Origin of the sequence: Paraburkholderia sp. RHO2, assembly GCF_050955445.1 — a bacterium.
Taxonomy (GTDB): domain Bacteria; phylum Actinomycetota; class Actinomycetes; order Mycobacteriales; family Mycobacteriaceae; genus Prescottella; species Prescottella agglutinans_A.
The window spans coordinates 1,436,930-1,459,790 of sequence record NZ_CP162617.1 but is presented as its reverse complement, the minus strand read 5'-3'; the positions used below and the strand labels follow the sequence as shown (position 1 = coordinate 1,459,790).

21 protein-coding genes and 2 tRNA genes are annotated in these 22,861 nt (G+C 68.9%); 13 read left to right on the top strand and 10 right to left on the bottom strand.

Annotated elements, in window-relative coordinates; genetic code table 11:
• The first annotated feature begins 63 nt into the window (after positions 1 to 63).
• Positions 64 to 1,245 carry a sensor histidine kinase gene (locus ABTV10_RS06765; protein ID WP_499033426.1) on the top strand — a complete coding sequence of 394 codons (1,182 nt, stop codon included), beginning with the start codon at positions 64 to 66 and terminating at the stop codon, positions 1,243 to 1,245.
• On the opposite strand, the gene ABTV10_RS06760 is transcribed toward ABTV10_RS06765, so the two are convergent.
• On the bottom strand, positions 1,221 to 1,880 hold the full coding sequence (locus ABTV10_RS06760) for a response regulator (protein WP_499033424.1): 660 nt from the start codon (positions 1,878 to 1,880) through the stop codon (positions 1,221 to 1,223). The two genes, ABTV10_RS06765 and ABTV10_RS06760, sit on opposite strands and share 25 nt — an antisense overlap.
• 133 nt (positions 1,881 to 2,013) lie before the next feature.
• On the opposite strand from ABTV10_RS06760, the gene ABTV10_RS06755 reads away from it, so the two are divergent.
• The 5 genes from ABTV10_RS06755 (at position 2,014) to ABTV10_RS06735 (ending at position 5,554) form a co-directional block, all read left to right on the top strand.
• Entirely contained in the window at positions 2,014 to 2,721 is a 708-nt protein-coding gene (locus ABTV10_RS06755) for a class I SAM-dependent methyltransferase (protein ID WP_499033422.1), read from the top strand.
• Between the two features lie 7 nt (positions 2,722 to 2,728).
• Entirely contained in the window at positions 2,729 to 3,064 is a 336-nt protein-coding gene (locus ABTV10_RS06750) for a GNAT family N-acetyltransferase (RefSeq protein ID WP_433610965.1), read from the top strand.
• 170 nt (positions 3,065 to 3,234) lie between these two features.
• On the top strand, positions 3,235 to 3,480 hold the full coding sequence (locus ABTV10_RS06745; protein ID WP_499033419.1) for a hypothetical protein: 246 nt from the start codon (positions 3,235 to 3,237) through the stop codon (positions 3,478 to 3,480).
• Positions 3,481 to 3,654: 174 nt separating this feature from the next.
• The gene (locus ABTV10_RS06740) at positions 3,655 to 4,158 is read left to right on the top strand and encodes a DUF4234 domain-containing protein (protein WP_499033416.1); all 504 of its coding nucleotides are present in this window, start codon (positions 3,655 to 3,657) and stop codon (positions 4,156 to 4,158) included.
• 397 nt (positions 4,159 to 4,555) lie between these two features.
• The gene (locus ABTV10_RS06735; protein ID WP_499033414.1) at positions 4,556 to 5,554 is read left to right on the top strand and encodes an HNH endonuclease; all 999 of its coding nucleotides are present in this window, start codon (positions 4,556 to 4,558) and stop codon (positions 5,552 to 5,554) included.
• Between the two features lie 460 nt (positions 5,555 to 6,014).
• On the opposite strand, the gene ABTV10_RS06730 is transcribed toward ABTV10_RS06735, so the two are convergent.
• The 6 genes from ABTV10_RS06730 to ABTV10_RS06705 form a co-directional block, all read right to left on the bottom strand.
• Positions 6,015 to 6,091, bottom strand: a tRNA-Leu gene (locus ABTV10_RS06730).
• Between the two features lie 76 nt (positions 6,092 to 6,167).
• On the bottom strand, positions 6,168 to 7,124 hold the full coding sequence (locus ABTV10_RS06725; protein WP_499033413.1) for a Ppx/GppA phosphatase family protein: 957 nt from the start codon (positions 7,122 to 7,124) through the stop codon (positions 6,168 to 6,170).
• Positions 7,121 to 7,654: a DUF501 domain-containing protein gene (locus tag ABTV10_RS06720; protein ID WP_499033411.1), complete on the bottom strand. Its 534-nt coding sequence runs from the start codon at positions 7,652 to 7,654 to the stop codon at positions 7,121 to 7,123. The genes ABTV10_RS06725 and ABTV10_RS06720 overlap by 4 nt, the downstream gene beginning before the upstream one ends.
• Positions 7,651 to 8,124 (bottom strand): FtsB family cell division protein, encoded by a 474-nt coding sequence (locus ABTV10_RS06715; protein WP_499033409.1) that lies wholly within the window; start codon positions 8,122 to 8,124, stop codon positions 7,651 to 7,653. The genes ABTV10_RS06720 and ABTV10_RS06715 overlap by 4 nt, the downstream gene beginning before the upstream one ends.
• Positions 8,125 to 8,366: 242 nt before the next feature.
• On the bottom strand, positions 8,367 to 9,662 hold the full coding sequence (gene eno, locus ABTV10_RS06710) for a phosphopyruvate hydratase (protein WP_433610959.1): 1,296 nt from the start codon (positions 9,660 to 9,662) through the stop codon (positions 8,367 to 8,369).
• Between the two features lie 205 nt (positions 9,663 to 9,867).
• Entirely contained in the window at positions 9,868 to 10,593 is a 726-nt protein-coding gene (locus ABTV10_RS06705) for a lytic transglycosylase domain-containing protein (protein ID WP_499033407.1), read from the bottom strand.
• A 326-nt stretch (positions 10,594 to 10,919) separates the two neighbouring features.
• Here ABTV10_RS06705 and efeU point away from each other — a divergent pair, with 326 nt between their 5' ends.
• From efeU to ABTV10_RS06675, 6 genes are all read left to right on the top strand, one after another.
• On the top strand, positions 10,920 to 11,837 hold the full coding sequence (gene efeU / locus ABTV10_RS06700; RefSeq protein ID WP_499033404.1) for an iron uptake transporter permease EfeU: 918 nt from the start codon (positions 10,920 to 10,922) through the stop codon (positions 11,835 to 11,837).
• 26 nt (positions 11,838 to 11,863) lie between these two features.
• Positions 11,864 to 12,997 carry an iron uptake system protein EfeO gene (gene efeO / locus ABTV10_RS06695; RefSeq protein WP_499033401.1) on the top strand — a complete coding sequence of 378 codons (1,134 nt, stop codon included), beginning with the start codon at positions 11,864 to 11,866 and terminating at the stop codon, positions 12,995 to 12,997.
• On the top strand, positions 12,978 to 14,294 hold the full coding sequence (efeB, locus tag ABTV10_RS06690; protein ID WP_499033399.1) for an iron uptake transporter deferrochelatase/peroxidase subunit: 1,317 nt from the start codon (positions 12,978 to 12,980) through the stop codon (positions 14,292 to 14,294). Before efeO ends, efeB begins: the two co-directional genes overlap by 20 nt.
• 415 nt (positions 14,295 to 14,709) lie before the next feature.
• Positions 14,710 to 14,898 carry a 50S ribosomal protein L32 gene (gene rpmF, locus ABTV10_RS06685; RefSeq protein WP_499033397.1) on the top strand — a complete coding sequence of 63 codons (189 nt, stop codon included), beginning with the start codon at positions 14,710 to 14,712 and terminating at the stop codon, positions 14,896 to 14,898.
• Entirely contained in the window at positions 14,895 to 16,499 is a 1,605-nt protein-coding gene (locus ABTV10_RS06680; protein ID WP_499033395.1) for an ABC-F family ATP-binding cassette domain-containing protein, read from the top strand. The genes rpmF and ABTV10_RS06680 overlap by 4 nt, the downstream gene beginning before the upstream one ends.
• 241 nt (positions 16,500 to 16,740) lie before the next feature.
• Positions 16,741 to 17,481, top strand: a complete 741-nt coding sequence (locus ABTV10_RS06675) for a class I SAM-dependent methyltransferase (protein WP_499033392.1) — start codon at positions 16,741 to 16,743, stop codon at positions 17,479 to 17,481.
• Between the two features lie 43 nt (positions 17,482 to 17,524).
• Here the strand turns inward: ABTV10_RS06675 and ABTV10_RS06670 are convergent, their stop codons facing one another.
• The 3 genes from ABTV10_RS06670 to ABTV10_RS06660 form a co-directional block, all read right to left on the bottom strand.
• Positions 17,525 to 18,208 carry a nucleoside triphosphate pyrophosphohydrolase gene (locus ABTV10_RS06670; protein WP_499033391.1) on the bottom strand — a complete coding sequence of 228 codons (684 nt, stop codon included), beginning with the start codon at positions 18,206 to 18,208 and terminating at the stop codon, positions 17,525 to 17,527.
• A 5-nt stretch (positions 18,209 to 18,213) separates the two neighbouring features.
• Positions 18,214 to 21,870 (bottom strand): transcription-repair coupling factor, encoded by a 3,657-nt coding sequence (mfd, locus tag ABTV10_RS06665; RefSeq protein WP_499033389.1) that lies wholly within the window; start codon positions 21,868 to 21,870, stop codon positions 18,214 to 18,216.
• Between the two features lie 127 nt (positions 21,871 to 21,997).
• Positions 21,998 to 22,588: a TetR/AcrR family transcriptional regulator gene (locus ABTV10_RS06660; protein ID WP_499033388.1), complete on the bottom strand. Its 591-nt coding sequence runs from the start codon at positions 22,586 to 22,588 to the stop codon at positions 21,998 to 22,000.
• A 173-nt stretch (positions 22,589 to 22,761) separates the two neighbouring features.
• Between ABTV10_RS06660 and ABTV10_RS06655 the strand changes: the two genes are divergently transcribed.
• Positions 22,762 to 22,832, top strand: a tRNA-Gln gene (locus ABTV10_RS06655).
• Positions 22,833 to 22,861 lie beyond the last annotated feature (29 nt).

Here is a 22,861-nt window from a genome sequence, read left to right as displayed (position 1 = left end):
CGCGGGGGTGCCGGCGCCTCGCGGTGGCTCGCTTCGCTGTCCACCGTCGCTATCCTGCAGCGCGTGAATGCCCTCGATCGGTACCGGCGGAGGCTCGAACCGCACCTGCCCCGCGTCCGCGACGTCGTGCTGACGGTCGCGACCATCACGCTCCTGATCGTGCGCTTCGTTCAGACGGGGTCCACGTCGACCACCGCGGTCTGGGCGACGGCGTCGTCCGCCGCCGCGGCGACGACCCTGATGTGGCGACGCCGCTATCCGATCTCCGTCACCGGCGTCGGGGTCGGGGTGTGCGCCCTGACCGGGTCGAACGTCATGATGATGCTCGGGATCTGCACGCTGGCGGTTCGCCGACACGACCGGTGGCTGTGGATCGTCGCCGCGATCGGCGTCCTGACGAACGCCACGTCCGGCTTCCTCCGGGCGGACACCGGCAGCTACGTGGGCTACCTGGCGTCATCGATCTTCACGGTGGTCACCTACGTCGTGCTCGGCGCCTACATCGGACTGCGCCGACAGCACCTGGACGGACTGCACGAGCGGGTGCGGCACGCGGAAGCCGAGCGGGAGGTGCGCGCCGCTCAGGCGCGGTTGGCGGAGCGCGGCCGGATCGCGCGCGAGATGCACGACGTCGTCGCGCACAAGGTCTCGCTCATCGCTCTCCACGCCGGCGCGCTCCAGATGACCGCGGCGCCGGACGTCGACCGCGTCCATCGCTCCGCCGAGCTGATCGCGGACACCGCCCGCGCCGCGCTCACCGACCTGCGCAGTGTGCTGGGGGTGCTCCGAGACTCGCCCGACGGCGATCACCCGGATCCACCGCAGCCGCGTCTGGTGGATCTACCGGCGCTCGTCGCGGCGTCCCGCGAGGCCGGGATCCCCATAGCGGAGAACGTCTCCGTGGATCTGGGCGCTCCCGCTCCGTCCGCGCTCGCACTCGCCGCCTACCGGGTGACGCAGGAGGCCCTGACGAACATTCACAAGCACGCCGCGGGCGCGCCGACCACGGTCGAGATCCACGGCCGCCCCGGTGACCGTCTCACGATCGAGGTCGTCAACGGGCCCCCTCCGCGCCCGGTGACACCGTCGGGCCTGACCGGTTCGGGTTCGGGTCTCGTGGGCCTGCGCGAACGGGTGGGACTGGCGTCCGGCAGCCTCGAACACGGCCCGACGCCGGACGGGGGGTGGCGTGTGTTCGCGAGTTCGCCGTGGCCGGACGGTCAATCCGGGTCGGCGAGCAGCTGAGCATCGCGGACCACCAGCGCTGCCTGCACGCGGTTCGACACCTCCAGCGCAGCGAGGATGCGGCTGACGTGCGCCTTCACCGTGCTCTCCCGCATCGCGAGGGCGCGGGCGATGTCCGCGTTGGACTCGCCCCCGCCCACCCGCTCGAGCACCTGCTTCTCCCGCGGCGTCAACCGCTCGATGCGTTCGACCGCCGCGCGCGCAGCGTCGGAGGTCTGCCGGTGGAATCGGTCGATGAGAGCCCGCGCGGCCCCCGGGTGGAGCATCGACCCGCCGTCGGCGACGACGTGAACGGCCCTGATGATCTCCGCCGGCGGCGTGTCCTTGAGCAGGAAACCGTCCGCACCCGCGGCCAGTGCCGAATACACGTACCGATCCAGGTCGAAGGTGGTCAGGACGAGGATGCGCGGGCGCCGGGGCAGCATCGCCATCCGCCGCGCCGCCTCGATACCGTCCATGATGGGCATCCGCACGTCCATCAGCACCACGTCGATCCGCTCCGACGCTGCCGACCGGACCGCCTCACCGCCGTCGGCGGCGTGAGCGACCACCGCGATGTCGTCGTCGGTGGCCAGTAGTTCGGTCAGCCCCTGCCGGACGAACGGATCGTCGTCCACCACCAGAACCGAGATCACGCGGAGACTGTACCGCGGCGGCATCGGGTATTCGGCCTCCACCGATCGTTCGCGGACACTTCGACTTTCGTCGGGGGTAGTGGTGGCCGAGCGTCCGATGCGGCGGCGCCCATTCCTGGCACACAGTCGATTCATGACGACTTTCGACGAGCGGCCCCGGTCCGCCCGACTGACCGGACGTGTGCTCTTCGCCGCCGAGGCCGGGCGCGACTTGCGGGCCACCGGCGCGATCGCGCCCAGCGGTTCGACGCTCGCGAACGCGCTCACCGAACCGGTCCGCAGGTCCGCGCGGCCCACCTTGTCGATTCTCGAGGTGGGCTCCGGAACGGGCTCGCTCACTCGGGCCGTGGCGACCTGCATGGGGCCGACGGACACCCTGACGTGCGTCGAGAGAAACCCTCGCCTCGCCGAGTATCTGCGCAGGCGGGTCGACATCGACCCGAGCTTCCGGTCTCTCGGCGAACGGATCACCGTCCGCGAAGCCGACGTGGTCGACGCCGTGATCGGCGAGGAGTACGACGTGATCGTCGTGGGGCTACCGTTCGCGAACTTCACCGCCGGCGAGACCCGGGCGATCTGCGACGCGCTGGACGACGCCCTCGTTCCGGGCGGCACCCTGACGTACTTCTCCTACCTGGGCGCCTCGATCGTCGACCGCCTCGCCGGCGACCGGCACAGTCGGCGGCGGCGGCACAGCGCACGGGTGCTCGCGGAGTTCCGCGGCCGATTCCGGCAAAGTCGGCGAACCGTCTGGCCCAACGTCCCGCCCGCCCACGCGTGGACGCTGACCAAGCCCTCCGAGGCACCGAACACTCGCGCGAGCGAACCGCCCGCGTCATAGTGGGATCATGAGCGACGAACTGGATGCCCAACCCGAGGTCCACGCCGACAGCCGGCGTTACGAGATCCGCGTCGGAACCGAAACGGCTGGTTTCACGGAGTTCGTGGACAGCGGCGAGCAGCGCATCTTCTTCCACACCGAGATCGACGAGCGCTTCGCGGGTCGGGGTCTGGCGAGCACGCTGATCCGGGCGGCGCTCGAGGACACCACGTCCCACGGCAAACGCATCGTGCCGATCTGCCCGTTCGTCGCCGGTTTCCTCGAGAAGCACGACGACTTCGCCGGGTACGTCGACGCGGTCACGCCGGCCGCGCAGGACGCCGTCATCGCGTCGCAGCAATGACGGGTGCCGCTCGCGGCCCGTTTGGGAAGTGGCATCGGTCCCGGGTACGCAGCTGACATCGCTCGGAGCACCGCTGGGCCCCTACGATGGGGGTACAGCAGCGATGCACGCTCGACCGATTGCGTTCCGCTGCGGCGAGCGCATCGCGACGGCCACGAAGGATCGGACCGATGACACAGGAGTACGCCCCGAACCGCGGCGCCACCAGCGGATTACGCTTTCTCGCAAAGGTTCTCGCCACGGCCACGTTCGCGACGCTGCCCCTCGCAGTCACCGCGACCCCCACGAGCGCCGACACCGTCCACACCACCGTGGGCCCCGCGGTGACCGCAACCCACCAAGCGGGCGCCAACTACGACGCCCCGTGCCGACGCTGGCAGAACCCTCGGGCGTACGGACACTGGCACTGCAGGTAGGGCGTGAACCATAACTGCCGCGCCCGCGCATCGGAGCCCGACTCCTCAGCCGGCCGGGCGCCCAGGACCTGTGATCCGGACCACTCCGCAGCCATTGCAGACCGATAGGTCTTGTCTCGCGGTTACGCTCCGCCGCGCGAAGAAACACGTCTTCGCTCGAAGGCAGGAATCAGCATGTCCGAGTCGAATCCGTCCACGCCACCGGCGACCACGCCCATGCCGGCCATATCCGCCTACGCGGCGGCGGCGCAACCGGCCGTCGCGGTGAACCAACAGCCGACCGGCCTCGCCATGAAACGACGCAATCCGTTCGCCGTATGGCTGGGACTGCCACTGATCACACTCGGGATCTACACCTTCGTCTGGTACTACAAGATCCACAAGGAAATGGCCGAGTTCGACCGTCGCCGCCACATTCCGGTCGTCGGCCCGATGCTCGTACTGTTGCTCCTGGGTTGGACGATCATCGGCCCGCTCATCAGCTACCACAACGCCGGGGTCCGAGTCCGCGAAGCCCAGCGCGCTGCAGGCCTCCCCCCGACCTGCTCGCCGACCCTCGCCTGGCTGCTGACCTTTGCGCTCGGAGTCAACTCGCTCTACCTGCAGGTCGAACTGAACAAGGTCGTCGACCATTATCAAGGTGCACCGGCCGGCACCGAGGTTCCGCTGTACGCGTGACGAATCGGCGTGCCGGCGACACTGATTCAGCCTGATCGCCGACCAGATTCGGGGATTGACCGCGCAGGTCGCGCCCACCGGCTTCGGTGGGCACGGGACCCGCAACACCGCAGGGCAGCAGCGGACGGGACAGGGTGCCCCAAGTGGGACTCGAACCCACACTCGGCGGATTTTAAGTCCGCGAATCAGCATCTGCTCGCATTTCGCCGCCGGTCGTCAAGGCGCTGCGACCAGCTATCTTGCTTCGCAGCTGTTCGTAGACGTTCCCGCGGATTCGCGGATAGTTGTGGCACTCTCTCGGCACTGAGCGGGTTGAGCGATTTCTGTCCGTCGTGCCCGGCATACTTCATCATCATGGGGGCGTGTTCGTGCTTCCCGTCGAACCGGAGGTAAGAACATGTGGCAAGTGATTGGGATTCTGCTCCTCATCGGCATTGTGATTGCCGCAATCCAGGCTCTTTGGCCGGTCGCCCTCATCGCAGGAATTGGCTATCTCCTGTACCGGCTTATCCGGTACATCCTGAAGGAGCGCTACTTTGCCGGCGAGGAGTTTCTGGCATATAAGGCCCAGATCGCTTCGGTGGTCGCTGAGCACAACGAGATCGCTAGCTACGTCGCCGAGATCCGCAGCCAAGGAACCTTCGTGCTCGGCAGCTCATCAACCGGTGCGCAGGCGCACCTGGCGACGTTCGACAACACAAGCCGCCACAAGTACCGGCGTGACCGCCACCTGGCCACTTATCAGGCTCCAAACGTTCACAATTGCTCGCTGCAGGTCGTTCGCAACGCCAGCGTCGACCCGATCAAGTACCTAATGAAGTACTTCGGCATCAGGGCCAACGAGGAAGACCTCGCCGAGGTGGAGAGCCTCGGGGAGGGCATCACCCGTCTAGAGGATGCAGTCGCGAATCTTCAGCAGCGGGAGGCCAGCATCACACAAATGGTCAACCCGCCGAAGTTCATCCTCAAGCACTACTCTGACGAGTTCATGAAGCACGTCGGAGTCGAGTTGTCGCCGATCAGCGTGCCGTACCCCGTCTATACCTTCGAGTATGTCAGTGCCGGTGGAAACAGCGGCCAGCGATCATCCGTCACTCTCGACCGGCAGACGATCGACGTGCTGATCGAAACTATGTCGCAGAAGATCAAGTGGCGGAAGAGCGCGGCTGGCCAGCGCGCGCTCATGACCACGAAGCTGCGCAACATGATCAAGACCCGGGACAACCACACTTGCCAGTACTGCTCGATTTCTCTGTCTACGGAACCGCACCTTTTGCTTGAGGTGGATCACATCGTGCCTGTGTCCAAGGGCGGTCTGACAGCACCGGAGAACCTCCAAACCCTGTGCTGGCGGTGCAACCGGACCAAGTCGAACAAGATCATCGCGGCGGGATAGGGTTTTCCTGCGGAGTGTCATATCGCTCGCCCCGCGCTCTCGCACTTCGCCAGCGCGGACGCCTCAAACGACCTGTTCGCCATCCGATGCATGCACCGCCAGCCCCTCGGCCTCGGATCAGACGGACATCTCCGTCACGGGAAGGGCTGTTCTTCGCCATCGCCTCGGCCTTGAACCACCTGGTCGTGGACTCGGCCAACGCATTGGCGCATGCGTCGCCGCATGTTACCAATCGCCGCTGTGATTCCTTCCAGGCGCTGCGCACGGTGCACCTGCCCGACAAGGGTTTCCGATGAGCGCCCGTCGGTACGCCCCACCAAAACGCTGGCCGAGTGAAGACACTAACCGCACGCATAGCGCAGATCATCGGACGCCACCCGCACGTCACGGCCTTTCACGGCCGCCGGAGACTTGCACAGCTTCGTAGCTCGAGACCGAAATGCCCCTAACTGCGGCGAAGTGGTGCCCCCAGTGGGACTCGAACCCACACTTGGCGGATTTTAAGTCCGCTGCCTCTGCCAATTGGGCTATGGGGGCCCACCACCGGCCCGACTCCGGTGGCCCACGACCGTGGAACTCAGAACAGTGTAGGCGGAACCGACAGTGAGCTAATTCACGACCCGCCCAGCGGAACCGACATTGCAATTCCGTCGAGAATGTCGTGTTCGCTCACGACGAGTTCGCCGATGCCGGCGCGGCGCGAGAGTTCGTCCGCCAGAACGGCCGTGACGATCGCGCCGCCTCCGATCACGTCGACCCGCCCGGGATGCATGGGGCCGAGCGCGGCACGCTCGTCGTGCGTCATCGTCACCAGACGCTGTGCAACCTCGTGCAGCTGCTCGAGGCTGAGCCGCGACAGGTGCACTCGATCGGCGTCGTACTGGGGGAGGTTCTGCGCGACGGCCGACAGTGTCGTCATGGTCCCGGCCACCCCGACCCACGTGTGCGCCTGCTCGACGGGCACGCGGGCGAACGCCTCTGCGAGCCGGTCGGCCGCGAATTCGCGTGCCGCAGAGACCTGTTCGACGGTCGGCGGGTCGTCGTGCAGGCACCGCTCGGTCACCCGCACGCAGCCGACGTCCGTGGAGTACGCGGCATGGACGCCGCTGTCGTCACCCAGGACGACTTCGGTGGATCCGCCGCCGAGGTCGACCACGACGAACGGCCCCTCGGCCGCGTCGAGTTCGCCGACCGCGCCGGCGAACGACAGCCGTGCCTCCTCGTCTCCGGTGATGACCTCCGCCTCGGCACCGGGGATCACCGCACCCAGTACCTCGCGGGTCATCGCGAAGAAGTCCTCACGGTTCGCGGCGTCGCGGGTGGCCGATGTCGCGACCATCCGCACAGCGGTCGCGCCGGTGTCACGGATGATGCCGGCGTACTCGGCGAGTGCGACGCGGGTGCGCTCGATAGCCTCGGGTGCGAAGGCACCGTTGGCGTCGACACCCTGTCCCAGGCGCACGATCCGCATCAGCCGGGTCACGTCGGTGAGCCGCCCGTTCTCGTCGGCGTCCGCGACGAGCAGTCGGATCGAGTTGGTGCCGCAGTCGATCGCTGCGACCCGGGTCACTCGTCGCCCTCGGCGAAAGGGCCCCGGTACTCGGGCCAGTCGGCCGGAATCGCGGTGCCTCGCAGGCCACCTCGCGCGGCGAGCGACACGGCCTCGTCACCGAGCGGGTTGACGCCGGGCCCCTTCGCGAGCGAGTGCGCGATGAGCACGTGCAGGCACTTGACCCGGTCCGGCATCCCACCTCCGGTGAAATCCGTTCCCAGGGAATCGATTTCATTGCGCTCGGCGAGGTAGGACTCGTGGGCCCGCCGGTAGGCCGCGGCGAGTTCGGGATCGGTGTCGATCCGTTCGGTCATCTCACGCATCACACCGGCCGACTCGAGCCGGCTCGCCTCCGCGGTCAGGCGGGGGTCGGTGAGGTAGTAGAGCGTCGGGAACGGGGTGCCGTCCGGCAGCCGGGGAGCGGTCTTGACGACGCCGGGCTGCCCGTCCGGGCACCGGTAGGCGATAGCGAGCACTCCGCGCGGGACGCGACCCAGCTGGGCCTCCACCGCGTCGAGGTCTTCCTGGGGGACGGACGATTCGCTCACCCGGTGGGTACTCCTGGTTCTTCTGATGCGGGAGCCGGCACCGCGGGGGCCGCCGGCGGTGTATCTGATCGAGGCTCGGTGGTGGGCAGCGGTTCGGTGAGCCGCTGCCAGAGATCACTGTGCCAGGCGCCGGTGGACGGCGGTGGGGGCGGTGCATCCTTCTGCGGCGGCTTGTAGTCGCCAGGCAACTGGACCTTGTACGGCGTCTCCCCCGGCCGTACCAGGCCCAGCCGTTCGCGGCCCTGCGACGCGATCCACGCGGGATCGTCGATCTGTTCCTTCTGGCGCTGCAGTTCCTCGAGCTGCCGTTCGAGCTGCAGCTGCTCGGAGGCCAGCCGATCGGCCTCGGAACGCTGGGTCAGGTAGGTGCGCAGCGGCACCGCCAGGGTGAGCGCCAACGCGCAGATCACCACTCCGAGAATGACGGCACGCCCGGTCGAGAGCCCGAAGAACGTGCGCTCGGCCTTCACCGGAACCGATCCCCGTCCCGAACCACGCATCGAGCGGGCACGGGACGGGGCGGCTGCGTCGGTATCACCCCCGCGGGCCGCGCCGGTGTCACCCGGGGCGGCCGCGTGGAGGCGGTCGGTAGGTGCGGCAGGTGCGCCGGAACGAGTCCGCCGGGGGCGACGCGGCCCCTGGTCCGACCCGGCACCGCGACGCGCGGGACGCCCACCCGGGCGACCCGACCGCGACCTACCGCGCTGGTTCATCAGCTGGCGGCACCCTCGAACACGAAGCGCGGGAAGGCCAGCTCGCCGGCGTAGCGGGCGGCGTCGCCGAGGCTCTCCTCGATGCGCAGCAGCTGGTTGTACTTCGCGACACGCTCGCTGCGAGCGGGCGCACCGGTCTTGATCTGACCGCTGCCGACCGCGACGGCCAGATCGGCGATCGTGGTGTCCTCGGTCTCGCCCGAGCGGTGGCTCATCATGGTCTTGTAGCCGCTGCGGTGCGCCAGGTCGACGGCGTCCAGCGTCTCGGTGAGCGTGCCGATCTGGTTGACCTTCACCAGCAGAGCGTTCGCGGCACCCTTGGCGATGCCCTCCTCGAGACGCTCCGGGTTGGTGACGAACAGGTCGTCGCCGACGAGCTGGATCTTGTTGCCGATCTGCTCGGTGAGCGCGACCCAGCCGGCCCAGTCGTCCTCGCTCAGCGGGTCCTCGATGGAGACCAGCGGGTACTGGCCCAGCAGCTCGGCGTAGAACGCACCCATCTCCTCGGCGGTGCGGATCTTGCCCTCGAACTTGTAGCCGGTGCCGTCGGTGTAGAACTCGGTGGCCGCGACGTCGAGCGCCAGCGCAATGTCGGTGCCCAGCGCGAGGCCGGTCTTCGCGATGGCCTCGCTGATCAGATCCAGCGCCTCACGGGTGCCGGCGACGTCGGGAGCGAATCCGCCCTCGTCACCGAGGCCGGTGGACAGGCCCTTCTGCTTCAGGACGGCCTTGAGCGAGTGGTACACCTCGGCACCCCAGCGCAGCGACTCCTTGAAGGTGGGCGCACCGATCGGGGCGACCATGAACTCCTGGACGTCGACACCGGTGTCGGCGTGGGCGCCACCGTTGAGGATGTTCATCATCGGGACGGGCAGCACGTGCGCGTTGGGGCCACCGACGTAGCGGAACAGCTCCAGGCCCGAGCTCTCGGCGCCGGCGCGGGCGACGGCGAGGGATGCGCCGAGCAGCGCGTTCGCACCGAGGCGGGACTTGTCGGGGGTGCCGTCCGTGTCCAGCAGAGCCTGGTCGACGGTGCGCTGCTCGGTGGCGTCGAGACCGATGATGGCCGGCGCGATCTCGCCGAGCACGGCCTCGACGGCCTTCTGGACACCCTTGCCCAGGTAGCGGTCGCCGCCGTCGCGCAGCTCCACGGCCTCGTGCTCACCGGTGGAGGCACCGGAAGGAACGGCGGCGCGGGCGAAGCTACCGTCCTCGAGCAGCACCTCGACCTCCACCGTGGGGTTGCCACGGGAATCGAGGATCTCGCGAGCTCCTACCTGCTCAATGATGGCCACGAATGGTTCTCCTTCGGCGGCTTCGTTCGGCTGCTTCCGGGGCGGACAATGCCGGTCCGGACAGACAGCGTCTGGGTTGTCTACGGGCGGGCGGCGGCAGCGAGCCACCGATTGCTGGCGGCCGGAAGCCGCCGGAAGCATAGTGCCAGGTCTGAGCCTAACCGGAGTAACCGACTCCCGCGCCGAGGCGCGCGCGTCGCACCTGTCACCGCCGGACCCCTACCGAGTACGCGGCAGCGCGATCCCGCACGTCCAGGAGGTACTCGCCGGACAGGTTGTAGGCCATCAGTGCGGTGCGCCACCCCTCCTCGGTGGTGAGGTCGCCGCCGCGCGCGCACAGGTAGCGCGCGGCGGTGAGCGCGGCGTCGTCGATGTTGTCCGGGTCCGCGGCCCCGTCCCCGTTCGCGTCGACGCCCCAGCGCTTCCACGTCTCCGGGATGAACTGGAGCGGCCCCATCGCCCGGTCGTGGGTGGCGTCGCCGTCCATCGCACCGGCGTCGGTGTCCGGGATCTCCGCGACGCCGGGCGACCCGTCCAGCGGGATGCCGCGGATCGGCGGACTGACCAGGCCGTCGTCCGAGACGCGCGCACCGCCGTGGGTGCCGTGCTTGCTCTCGACGGCGGCGATGCCCGCGAGCGTCGTCCAGCCGATGCCGCACCCGGGTCGGGACTCGGCCATCACCGCGGCCGCGTGCCCGTAGGCCTCGAGGGCGGTGGACGAGATCGCCAGGCTGTCGGACAGCGGCGCCGCCCAGTCCGCCAGCTGCGTCGCGGTCCGGCCCGGCGCGTCGACGTCGATCGGCGGGAGCGGGGCACCGGGTCCCGGGGGAATGCCCTCGGGAATCTCGATGCGGGGCTGGCGCTGGTCGAACTCGTCCAAGCCCGACGCGACCGTCACGGCCGCGACCGCCACCAGGGTCGACGACGTCACGATGAGGAACGTTCGAAACCGCCGCCGCGGTCGGCGGGGAAACGGATCCGGCGGCATTCCGGCCGTGCCCGCCCGGGGAGCCCCGCTTCGGGGCGCGGCTTGTCTCGTCACGGCGTCCATCATCCAGACCGCGCGGTCGTGACGCTTGTCGATATCGGGACCTAAGCCGTATTTCGGACAAAAAGGACCAGGCAGGGGGCGGTTTTCGGTCGATCTTAGGGAATGCTACGTTCACCTCGGCCCTTCCAGGTTTGCCTTGCCTTCCCAGAGATCACCTCCGGGACGACGACGCCGGGCCGTTCCGACTCGCCCCAGGAGCACATGCAGTGTCAGTCCTCGCCGCCGGCGCCGACGCGCCCTCCGTTGCCACCCAGCTGTTCGGCAGCGGGCTGATCGGCGTCCGCGAGGGGCTCGAGGCCGGCATCGTCGTGATGGTCCTCGTCGCGTTCCTCGTCAAGTCCGGGCGCCGCGACGCACTGAAGTGGGTGTGGGTCGGCGTCGGGGCGGCGATCGCGATGGTGGCCGTGATCTTCGGCGTCATCCACTTCGGCACGTCCACGGTCACCGGCACCGCCGCCGAACTGATCAGTGGGCTCGCGTCCCTCGTCGCCGTCGCGATCGTCACCGCGATGGTGCTGTGGATGCGCACCGCCGCGTCGTCCATCTCGGGTCAGCTGCGGGCCGGCCTGGATCGGGCGCTGGCCGTCGGGCCGGCCGCCGTCGTGACGCTCGCGTTCTTCGCCGTCGGCCGCGAGGGCGTCGAGACCGCGCTGCTGCTGGTCGGCTACGCGGAGAACACCGCCGGCAGCGCGTGGCCGCTGGTCGGGCTGCTGCTCGGCATCGTCGTCGCGGCCGTGCTCACGGTGCTGCTCTACGTCGGCGCGGTCCGGATCGACTTCGGCCGGTTCTTCCGCTACACCGGCGTGTTCCTCGTCGTGGTCGCGGCGGGCATCCTCGCGTACGGCGTCCGCGCCCTACAGCTCGCCGGCTGGCTGCCGGGCGGCTCCACCCTCGCGTTCGACATCTCGTCGGTGTTCGACACCTCCAGCTGGTACGGCACCGTCCTGCAGGGCATCTTCAACTTCCGCCCCGACCCCACGGTGCTGCAGCTGACCGCGTGGGTCGGGTACCTCGCGATCGTGATGCCGCTGTTCCTGCGCCCCGTCAAGGCCGCGGCGAAGACCGCGTCCGATGCGGGGCGACCCGATCCGGACAGCACCGACACCTCCGTCGCCGTTTCCTGAGCACCGTTTCCCGAAAGGTTCCGCCCGTGCGTCGTACCACCTCCGCGCTCGCCCTGCTGGCGATCGCTCCGCTCGCTCTCGCGGCGTGCACGTCCAAGTCGACCGCCGACGCCGAGGCCATCACGGTGACCGCCACCGACACCACGTGCGAGATCTCCGGGAACACCGCCGAGACCGGCAACACCACGTTCGCCATCACCAACAACGGCTCCAAGGTCACCGAGTTCTACGTCTTCGGCGACGGCGACCGGGTGATGGGCGAGGTCGAGAACGTCGGGCCCGGTCTGACCCGCCAGCTGATCGTCAACCTCGCCGAGGCCGGGACCTACCACACCGCGTGCAAGCCGGGCATGGTCGGCGACGGCATCCGCAGCGAGTTCACCGTCACCGGCGACTCGGTGGCCGCCACCGACCAGGACAGCCGCCTCGCCGAGGCCGCCGCCGGATACAAGCGCTACGTCGACAGCCAGATCACCGCGCTGCAGGAGACCGCCGCGGCGTTCATCGCGTCGGTCAAGGCCGGTGACGTGGCCGCCGCCAAGGCCCAGTACCCGCTGACGCGCACCTACTACGAGCGCATCGAGCCGATCGCCGAGAGCTTCCCGAACGATCTCGACCCGCGCATCGATCTGCGCGAGGTCGACGTCGAGCCGGGCTGGCACTGGACCGGTTTCCACCGGCTCGAGAAGGACCTGTGGGTGCAGGGGCTGCAGCCCGACACCAACGCGATCGCCGATCAACTGCAGGCCGACCTCCAGGAACTGATCGACGGAGTGGCCGCGCCGGACTTCGAGGTCGACCCGATCCAGGTGGCCGGTGGCGCGCAGACGCTGCTCGACGAGATCGCGCGCACCAAGATCACCGGCGAGGAGGACATCTTCTCGCACACCGACCTGTACGACTTCCAGGCCAACGCCGACGGCTCGCAGGCCGCGATCGCGTCGGTGCGCCCGATTCTCGAGGAGCGCAACCCCGAACTCGCGAAGCGTATCGACCAGCGCTTCGCCGACCTCGACGCAGAACTCGCGCAGTACCGCCAGGGCGACGGATTCGTCTCGTACGACACGGTGACCGAACCGCAGCGTCAGGCACTGACCCAGAAGATCGACGCGTTGTCCGCAGAAGTGAGCCAGGTGCAGGGTGTCATCGCAGGACAGTAATCAGCCCGCCGGCAACCAGGAGGGCGGCAACGCCCGGCCCGAGGCCCGCCCGGGCCTGTCCCGGCGGCGTCTCTTCGGCGCCGTCGGGGCGGGCGCGGTGCTCGCGGGGGCGGGAGTCGCGGTGGGGCGTCTGACCGCCCCTGCGGCCGCGGCGTCGACCTCGGAGGTGGTGCCGTTCACCGGCGCCCATCAGGCCGGAATCGTCACGCCCGCACAGGATCGCATGCATTTCGTCGCGTTCGACGTCATCACCGATTCGCGTGACGAGCTGATTGCGATGCTGAAGAAATGGACTGAGATGGCCGCGCGGATGACCGCCGGCGAGGAGGCCACCGAGGGCGGCGCGACCGACGCCGGCGAGTACAACCCGCCGACCGACACCGGTGAGGCGCTCGACCTGCACGCGTCGAAGCTGACGCTCACCATCGGCTTCGGGCCGTCGCTGTTCGGCGTCGACGGCAAGGACCGGTTCGGCATCGCCGACAAGAAGCCTGCGGCACTGGTCGATCTGCCGAAGTTCACCGGCGACGCCCTCGAACCCGCGCGCTCGGGCGGCGACATCGCGATCCAGGCGTGCGCCGACGACCCGCAGGTGGCGGTGCACGCGGTACGCAACCTCGCCCGCGTCGGCTTCGGCGTGGTCGCGGTGCGCTGGTCGCAGCTCGGGTTCGGCCGCACGTCGTCGACCTCGACGAGCCAGACGACACCGCGAAACCTGTTCGGGTTCAAGGACGGAACCCGCAACATCAAGGCTGAGGACCCGGCCGCGCTGTCGGAGTTCGTGTGGGTGGACCCGCAGGACGATCAGGCGTGGATGGCCGGCGGCTCGTATCTCGTGGCCCGGCGGATCCGGATGCTCATCGAGCCGTGGGACCGCACCACCCTGCACGAACAGGAGCGGGTGTTCGGGCGCAGCAAGGGCAGCGGTGCCCCGCTCGGCCGCAAGGACGAGTTCGACGACCTGCAGCTCGACGCCAAGGGCGCCGGCGGCAAGCCGGTGATCGACAAGGACGCGCACGTGCGTCTGGCGTCGGCCGAGGAGTTGGGCGGCATCCAGATCCTGCGCCGCGGCTACAACTTCACCGACGGCACGGACGGATTCGGCCACCTCGACGCCGGCCTCTTCTTCATCGCCTACTGCCGCGACCCGCAGAAGCAGTTCGTGCCGATGCAGCAGAACCTCGCCCGCAACGATGCGCTGGGCGAGTACGTCAAGCACGTCGGCTCCGCGGTGTTCGCGGTGCCGCCGGGCGTGGGCGACGGCGGCTACTGGGGGTCGACGCTGTTCGAGGCGTGACGTCGCCTCGAACGAGCGCGCCCGACGCCGGCTGATAGAGTGCCGTCCATGGACATCGAGGTCGACAGAATCTAGCCACCGGACTTGCCGGTGGCCTTTTACCGAGAAGGCGCGATCCGCGCCCCGGTGACTGACCCATCCCCGTCGTCAGTGGTTTCGGTCCGAGCACATCCGTGCCGTTCTGCCCTTCCACGGACCGGGCTCACTCCGGCATGTCCGCTCCGCACCGATCACGTTCGGTGTGCAGAGCGATGTCGACCACGGGATCCGCGTACCCCTCCCGGCCCGCGGCACCAATCGAGTTGCCATGCAACGCTTGGCAAACAATGCACTCGCGTCCCTGCCCCACACCCGCTCGTGATCGGTTTCGTCCTTCAGCACCGCTGATCAGCAACCTTTCACGAAAGGCCGTCACGTGCAGCATCGCACCTCCCGTTCCCGTGCCCGCCATCGCCGGGCACAGTGGAAAGCAACCGTTCCCGTTCTCACGACCTGCCCGAATCCCGCTTGCGGAGAGACCGTTCCGGCCCATCACGCATGCCCGTACTGCGGTGTCTACCGCGGTCGCCAGATCCTGCCCAGCAAGGGAGGCAACAACGCATGAGTACCTCCGCAGTCACCCTGCGAGACATCACTTTCGAATGGCCCGACGGTACGGTCGCACTCGACCACGTCAGCGGCACCTTCACCGCTGGCCGCACCGGCCTCGTCGGCCGGAACGGAGCGGGCAAGTCCACGCTGCTGCGACTGATCGCCGGGGTGCTGCGGCCCACGTCGGGTCGGATCGACCTGATGGGTGAGGTCGGTTACCTGCCGCAGACGCTGACCCTGCGGAAGGACTCGACGGTCGCCGAACTCCTCGGCATCGACGGAATCATCGGCGCACTGCGGGCGATCGAGTCCGGGGATGTCGGGGCGCATCACTTCGACACGGTCGGCGACGACTGGGACATCGAGGCGCGCGCCGACGAGGCCCTGCACGAGATCGGCTTCTCCGCCGCAGATCTCGATCGTCGAGTCGACGAGGTCTCCGGTGGCGAGGCGATGCTCATCGCCATCACCGGCCTGCGGATCCGCCGCACCCCGATCACCCTGCTCGACGAGCCCACGAACAACCTCGATCGCCCCACCCGCGCGAAGCTCGCCGAGTTCGTCGACACCTGGCCGGGCACCCTCATCGTGGTCAGCCACGACCTGGAACTGCTCGAGCACATGGATCACACCGCCGAGTTGCACGCCGGGCGGCTCGACGTCTTCGGCGGCCCCTACAGCGCATGGAAGGAGCATCTCGAACAGGAACAGGCGGCGGCCGTCCAGGCCGCCCGCTCGGCCCAGCAGGCGCTCAAGGTCGAGAAGCGTCAGCGGATCGAGGCCGAGACCAAACTGGCCCGCCGCGAACGCACGGCGAAGAAGACCCAGAAGGACGGCGGGATTCCCAAGATCCTGGCGGGGAATCGAGCCAGCAAGGCGCAGGCGTCCGCCGGGTCGATGCGCTCGACGCTCGATGCCAAGGTCGAGGCCGCGCAGGCCGCCGTCGATGCGGCCGACCTGCGGGTGCGAGAGGACGAACACATCCACCTCGTCCTCCCCGACCCGGACGTGCCCCGGAGTCGGCGGATCGCCGAGTTCCACTGCGGGGCGCGCACCGTCGTCGTCCAGGGCCCGGAACGCGTCGCGCTCGTCGGCCCCAACGGCGCCGGCAAGTCGACCCTCCTCCAGCATCTCGTCCACGGCACCGCGGGCGACCCGGACCGGGTGAGCGGCGTGCTGCTCACCGAACGCGTCGGGTACCTTCCCCAGCGCCTCGACAACCTCGACGAGGCCCTGAGCGCACTCGAGAACGTGCAGAAGGTCGCGACCGGCACGACGGCCGGCACGATCCGGAATCAGCTCGCCCGTCTGCTGATACGCGGGAGTTCCGCCGATCGGCCCGTCGCGACGCTGTCCGGCGGAGAACGCTTCCGGGTATCGCTCGCGAAGCTGCTGCTGGCGGACCCGCCCGCGCAGCTGCTGATCCTCGACGAGCCGACGAACAACCTCGACATCACCAGCGTCGAGCAGCTCGCCGAAGCACTCGACGCCTACGGTGGTGCGATGCTGATCGTCAGCCACGACTACGAGTTCCTGCGCAAGGTCGGGATCGACGTCACCGTGGAGCTCGACGAGAACGGACGCATCTCCGCCGAGTCTCGACTGACGCACTAGGCGACGCCCGCACTTCCTACGCCCTGACGGCGGCTACTGGGGAGCGACGCTGTTCGAGCCCGCCCCCAGTAGCTCCGCCGCGCGTCGGCGTCGAATCCGATCACCGCTGTGACCGCATCCGCCGAAACATACCTGCGGGTAACCCCAGTCGGGCTTACCGTGACGGTGTGTGGGCCTCCGTTGTCACGCTGGACGACATCAGGAGCCCTCGGCCACACCCCACTCACCAGAAGAGGTGCGTATGCAGAGCCAATTCGACGAGCTTGCCGATCTCTACGAAGACATGGCCGACTGGCCCTTCAGAAGGCATCTGGAGATTCCGAACGTACTCGCAGCGATCGGGGATCTGACCGGACGCGATGTACTCGACTTCGGTTGCGGCAACGGGATGTACTCGCGATGGTTGAAGGAACAGGGAGCCCGCCGGGTGGTCGGCTACGACGTCTCGGAGGGCATGCTCGAGTACGCACGCGCGTGGGAGCAGAACAGCCCTCGCGGAATCACGTTCACATCCGAGCTGACACCCGACCTCGAAGGCCAGTTCGACCTTGTCCTGGCCGTGTACGTACTGCCCTATGCCACCACACGACAAGAACTTCACGAGATGTGCGCGCAGATGGCACGACCGCTTCGGTCCGGTGGTCGCTTGGTGACCCTTCCCATCCACCCTGACTACGAACGAGATTCGTCGTACTACGAACGGTACGGGTTCCGCCTCACTCCGATCGGACCCGATGTGGACGGCGGGCAGGTGCGACTCGACCTCTTCGACCCGTCCGACCGCACGAAGGAGGACACCGTCACCGCCTACGTCTGGACCAAGGAGAGCATCGACGATGCGATGCACTCGGCCGGGTTCCAATTGGCGCAGTGGGTCGACCACGCCCAGGTGCGCTCACCGGAAGCGGATGCCGAGGCGCACCTCCTTCGTGGCTACTGGGAGAGGCCTCATGCGGCGATACTGAACTGCCGCAAGCACTGACGCTCGCCGACAGTTCCTGTCCCGGCTGCACCGCGCGCACGTCCTACGCCCAGTAGGTTCGCCAGCTGTCGGCGTCGAGTCCGCCCCACGCGACACCGTCCGCGTGCGCGGCGGACTCGGCGGCGCGGATCCGCGCGACGAAAAGCAGTGTCGCCTTGCGCAGTTCGTCCTCGGCACTGTTCGGTCCACCCAACCGGACCACCCGCAGCTCGTCGGGGACCAACTCGTCGGGCAGTCCGGCCTTGCGGGCCCGCGCGATCACCTTCTCGGCGAGTGCCAGGGCGGGCTGCTGCAGCGCGATGCCGTCGATACAGGATTCGCGTGCCTTCTCGGCTGCCTTGCGTGCCTCCCATGCCCGCTCCTGCTCGGCGATGTCGACCGGGCCGACGACGTCTTCGGCCAAGTGCGGGCTGCGGTGCGCAAGCTTGGCCACCAGCGTCGCGGCCACGTCGTCGACCGTGAACTCCCCCGCCGCCTCGGCAATCCGCGAGTGGAACAGCACCTGCAGCAACAGGTCTCCGAGTTCTTCACGGATACCGTCGGGGTCACCGGCCTGCATCGCGTCGAGCAACTCGTAGGTCTCCTCGAGCAGGTAGGGACGCAGCGAGTCGTGGGTCTGCGTCACCTCCCAGCCGCCGTAACCCCACAGCTTGTCCATCACCTCGACGGCCTCGATCAACGCGTCACCGGCGCGCCACTCCTCGCGGCGCTCCTCGCCGATACCCATCCGGGTCAGACCCCCGCCTGCACGCCGGTGGGCGTGCTCACGTCCACCGAGCCCGCCGCCTTGCCGTCCATCGCGAGCAGGAAGTCCGCGATGTACTGCAGCAGTTCGACGTCGCGGACCCGTTCGGCGCCCACACCGCCGGATCCGGTCCGCGGCAACGGCATCTGCACCATCCCGGTGGTGGCACGGTACTGCGCGCTCGGATAGATGCGTTTGAGCCGCATCTGCTTCGAGTCCGGGAGACTCATCGGCGACACCTTGAGCTGGGTGCCGGTGACGGCGACCTCCTCGATCCCGTACTCGCGGCACAGCAGCCGCAGCTTGGCGACCGACACCAACCGGCCCACTTCCTCGGGCAGCGGGCCGTAGCGGTCGACGAGTTCCTCGACGACCCCGGCGATGGCGCCGGTATCGGCCGCCGCCGCGAGCTTGCGGTAGCCCTCGAGTCGGAGGCGGTCGCTGGTGACGTAGTCGGGCGGGATGTGTGCGTCGACCGGCAGGTCGATGCGCACCTCCTTCGTCTCCGGCTCGGTCGTGACGGGCCGGCCGTCGGCGATCGCGCGGTACGCCTCGACGGCCTCGCCGACCAGTCGCACGTACAGGTCGAAGCCGACACCCGCGACGTGACCGGACTGCTCGGCACCGAGGACGTTGCCGGCGCCGCGGATCTCGAGGTCCTTCATCGCGACGGCCATGCCGGCGCCGAGGTCGGAGTTCTGCGAGATGGTCGCCAGTCGGTCGTACGCCGTCTCGGTGAGCGGCTTCTCGGACGGGTACAGGAAGTACGCGTAGCCGCGCTCGCGGCTGCGGCCGACGCGACCGCGCAGCTGGTGCAGCTGCGACAGGCCGAGCGAGTCGGCCCGCTCCACGATGAGCGTGTTGGCGTTCGAGATGTCGAGGCCGGTTTCGATGATCGTCGTGCAGACGAGGACGTCGAACTCGCGTTGCCAGAAGCCCTGCACGGTCTTCTCGAGCGTCTCCTCGTTCATCTGGCCGTGCGCGACGACGACGCGAGCCTCGGGGACGAGGTCGCGAATCCGCTTGGCGGCCTTGTCGATCGAGCTGACCCGGTTGTGGACGTAGAACACCTGGCCGTCGCGCAGGAGCTCGCGGCGGATGGCCGCGGCCACCTGCTTGTCCGCGTACGCGCCCACGTACGTGAGGATCGGGTGCCGCTCCTCGGGCGGGGTCAGGATGGTCGACATCTCCCGGATGCCGGCCATGCTCATCTCGAGCGTGCGCGGGATCGGTGTCGCCGACATCGTCAACACGTCGACGTGCGTGCGCAGCGCCTTGATGTGCTCCTTGTGTTCGACGCCGAACCGCTGTTCCTCGTCGACGACCACGAGACCGAGGTCCTTCCAGCGGACGCCGGTCTGCAGCAGGCGGTGGGTGCCGACGACGACGTCGATCTCCCCCTCCGCCAGCTGCGCGATGATCTCCTTGGACTCGGCGGCGTCGGTGAAGCGGGACAGGCCGCGCACCTTCACCGGGAACGACGCCATCCGCTCGGAGAACGTCTGCAGGTGCTGCTGCGCCAGCAGGGTCGTCGGGACCAGCACCGCGACCTGCTTGCCGTCCTGGACGGCCTTGAACGCCGCGCGCACCGCGACCTCGGTCTTGCCGTAGCCGACGTCGCCGATCACGACGCGGTCCATCGGGACCGGCTTCTCCATGTCGGCCTTCACCTCGTCGATGACGGTCAACTGGTCGTGGGTCTCGGTGAACGCGAACGCGTCCTCCATCTCCTTCTGCCACGGGGTGTCGGGGCCGAACGCGTGACCGGGCGCCGCCTGCCGCGCGGCGTACAGCTGCACCAGCTCGCCCGCGATCTCACGAACAGCCTTGCGGGCCTTGCGTTTCGTGTTCTGCCAGTCGGAGCCACCCAGCTTGGACAGGGCCGGCATCTCGCCGCCCACGTAACGCGAGAGCTGGTCGAGCGACTCCATCGGCACGAAGAGCCGGTCCCCCGGATGCCCGCGCTTGCTGGCCGCGTACTCGATGACGAGGTATTCGCGACGTGCCCCGCCGACCGTGCGCTCGACCATCTCGACGAACCGGCCGATGCCGTGCTGGTCGTGCACCACCATGTCGCCGGCGGTGAGCGCGAGCGGATCGACCTGGTTGCGGCGCTTGGCCGGCATCTTCTTGCCGTCGCCGGCGGCCGCGACCCGGTTACCCGTCAGGTCGGCCTCGGTGACGATCACCAGACCCGGGATCCCGGCGGCCTCGTCGCCGGGCAGCACCAGGCCCTCGTGCAGCGACCCGCACAGCACGCCCACCAGACCGCGGCCCGGCTCGGCGCCGGGCGCGAGTTCGCCGGCGGGGACGTCGGCGTCGCGCAGCCGCTCGAGGACCCGGTGCGCCGTGCCCGAGCCCGCCACGACGACCACCGCACGACCGCCGGTCGTCACGTGTGCGCGCAGGTTCACGAAGAGCATCGACAACAGCTCGTCCGAGCCCCGCACCTCGGGCGCCGACTGCACGGGAAGCACCATCTCGTCGTCGCGGCCGGACGCGAGCGGGCTGATGGTCCACCATGGGCGCCCCTGCGCCTCGGCGGTCTCCCGTACCTGCCGCAGCGACCGGTACGCCGACGCGCCCAGGTCGATGCCGCCGCCGAGGACGGACGTGTCGATCGGGGCCGCGCCACCGATCGAGGCCGCCGTCCACGACGCCTCCAGGAACTCCTGCCCGGTGCGCACCAGATCCGTTGCGCGCGTGCGGATCTTCTCCGGATCGCACAGCAGGACGTGGGTCTCGCGCGGCAGCACGTCCGTGAGGAGCTGCAGCTCGCCCGGCTGCAGCAGCGGCAGCAGGGCCTCCATGCCCTCGACCGGGATGCCGGCCGAGAGCTTGTCGAGCATCTCGACCAGTGCCGCGTCGGCCGGGTTGTCGGCCGCGAGCTGCGCGGCACGGTCGCGCACCGTCTCCGTGAGCAGCAACTCCCGGCACGGGGGCGCGATGACCGTGGCGAGCTCGAGCTCGGGCAGCGAACGCTGGTCGGCGACCGAGAAGGCGCGCAGCTCGGTGACCTCGTCGCCCCAGAATTCGACACGCACGGGATGGTCGGCGGTGGGCGGGAAAATGTCGAGGATGCCGCCGCGGACCGCGAATTCGCCGCGCTTGCCGACCATGTCGACGCGCGTGTACGCGAGCTCGACGAGACGGGAGATCAAGGCGTCGAAGTCGTGTTCGGCACCGACCCGCAGGATGACCGGCTCGATCTCGCCCAGGCCCGGGGCCATCGGCTGCACCAGCGAGCGCACGGTCGTCACGATCACCCGCAGCGGCGGGCCGTAATCGGCGTCGTCGGGCCGGGCCAACCGGCGCAGGATCTGCATCCGGCGTCCGACGGTGTCCGCGCTCGGCGAGAGCCGCTCGTGCGGCAGGGTCTCCCACGACGGGAACTGCGTGACGGCGTCACCGATGATCTCGCGCAGCTCGACGGTGAGGTCGTCGGCCTCGCGCCCGGTGGCGGTGACCAGCAGCAGCTGCGCCTTCTCGGACACGGCCGTCGCGACGAACGGACGCACCGGGCCGGGCGCGACGATATCGATCGACGCGCGACCCACGCTGTCGACGACCTGCCCGATCGCGGCGTCCGTGAGGACTGTCCGCGCGAGGCCGGCGAGCGGTGTGATCCCGCCGACTGGCGCCACGGACGGAGCTGAAGAGGACACGGAAGACAACGACGGCGCTCCTGATGTCGTGAAATGCAGACTGTTCGATTCTAGGCGCGTGGCCCGACACGGGACCCGGCGCCCGCGAAGGGCCCGACCGGCCGGATCACTCCCCCAGCTGCGGATCCGCCTCGAGGTTCGTCAGACCGTTCCAGCAGAGGTTCACCAGGTGGGCGGCGACGACCTCCTTGGACGGCGTCCGCTCGTCGAGCCACCACGTCGCGGTCGTGGCGACCATGCCGACGAGCGCCTGCGCGTAGAGCGGCGCGAGTTCGGGGTCGAAGCCTCGACGTGCGAAGTCACCGGCCAGGATGTGGCCCACCTGCCGGACAGCCTCGTTGAGCAGGCTCGAGTACGTTCCCTCGGGCGCGGCGACGGGCGAGTCGCGCACCAGGATCCGGAATCCGTCGGTGCGCTCCTCGACGTAGGTCAGCAGCGCCAACGCAACGCGCTCGACCCGGATGCGCGAGCGGTTCTGCGTCAGCGACGACGTGACCATCTCGAGCAGCTTCGACATCTCCCGGTCGACGACGACCGCATAGAGCCCTTCCTTGCCGCCGAAGTGTTCATAGACCACAGGCTTGGAGACCTGGGCGCGCGCGGCGATCTCCTCTATCGAGGCGGCCTCGTAGCCGCGTTCCGCGAAGAGCGTCCGACCGATCTCGATCAACTGCTCACGGCGCTGCGTCCCCGTCATCCGGGTTCGAGGCGTACGTTCGGGGTTCGACGACTCCCGTGCTGGTCGCGACACTCGAGGTGACCGTCCTTTCCGACACGCCGCGGGCGAATTTTTCGAGCAGTTCGACGCGCGGCGCGTCGGCATGCGAGGATCGTTCCCGCGCTGCGAGCGCCAGCTCGCCGGCGCGGCAATCCGCCGTAGTGTAATGGCAGCACCTCTGATTTTGGTTCAGATAGTTCAGGTTCGAGTCCTGGCGGCGGAGCTCATCGACCGGGCGGACTGTGATTCCGG

Excerpts from the sequence above, each read along its gene's own strand:
- ABTV10_RS06740 (WP_499033416.1), top strand. The coding sequence starts at position 3,655 with ATGTCCGAGTCGAATCCGTCCACGCCACCGGCGACCACGCCCATGCCG.
- ABTV10_RS06675 (WP_499033392.1), top strand. The coding sequence starts at position 16,741 with ATGCAGAGCCAATTCGACGAGCTTGCCGATCTCTACGAAGACATGGCC.
- ABTV10_RS06680 (WP_499033395.1), top strand. The coding sequence starts at position 14,895 with ATGAGTACCTCCGCAGTCACCCTGCGAGACATCACTTTCGAATGGCCC.
- ABTV10_RS06745 (WP_499033419.1), top strand. The coding sequence starts at position 3,235 with ATGACACAGGAGTACGCCCCGAACCGCGGCGCCACCAGCGGATTACGC.
- ABTV10_RS06750 (WP_433610965.1), top strand. The coding sequence starts at position 2,729 with ATGAGCGACGAACTGGATGCCCAACCCGAGGTCCACGCCGACAGCCGG.
- ABTV10_RS06735 (WP_499033414.1), top strand. The coding sequence starts at position 4,556 with ATGTGGCAAGTGATTGGGATTCTGCTCCTCATCGGCATTGTGATTGCC.
- ABTV10_RS06755 (WP_499033422.1), top strand. The coding sequence starts at position 2,014 with ATGACGACTTTCGACGAGCGGCCCCGGTCCGCCCGACTGACCGGACGT.
- ABTV10_RS06660 (WP_499033388.1), bottom strand. The coding sequence starts at position 22,588 with ATGACGGGGACGCAGCGCCGTGAGCAGTTGATCGAGATCGGTCGGACG.
- ABTV10_RS06670 (WP_499033391.1), bottom strand. The coding sequence starts at position 18,208 with ATGGGTATCGGCGAGGAGCGCCGCGAGGAGTGGCGCGCCGGTGACGCG.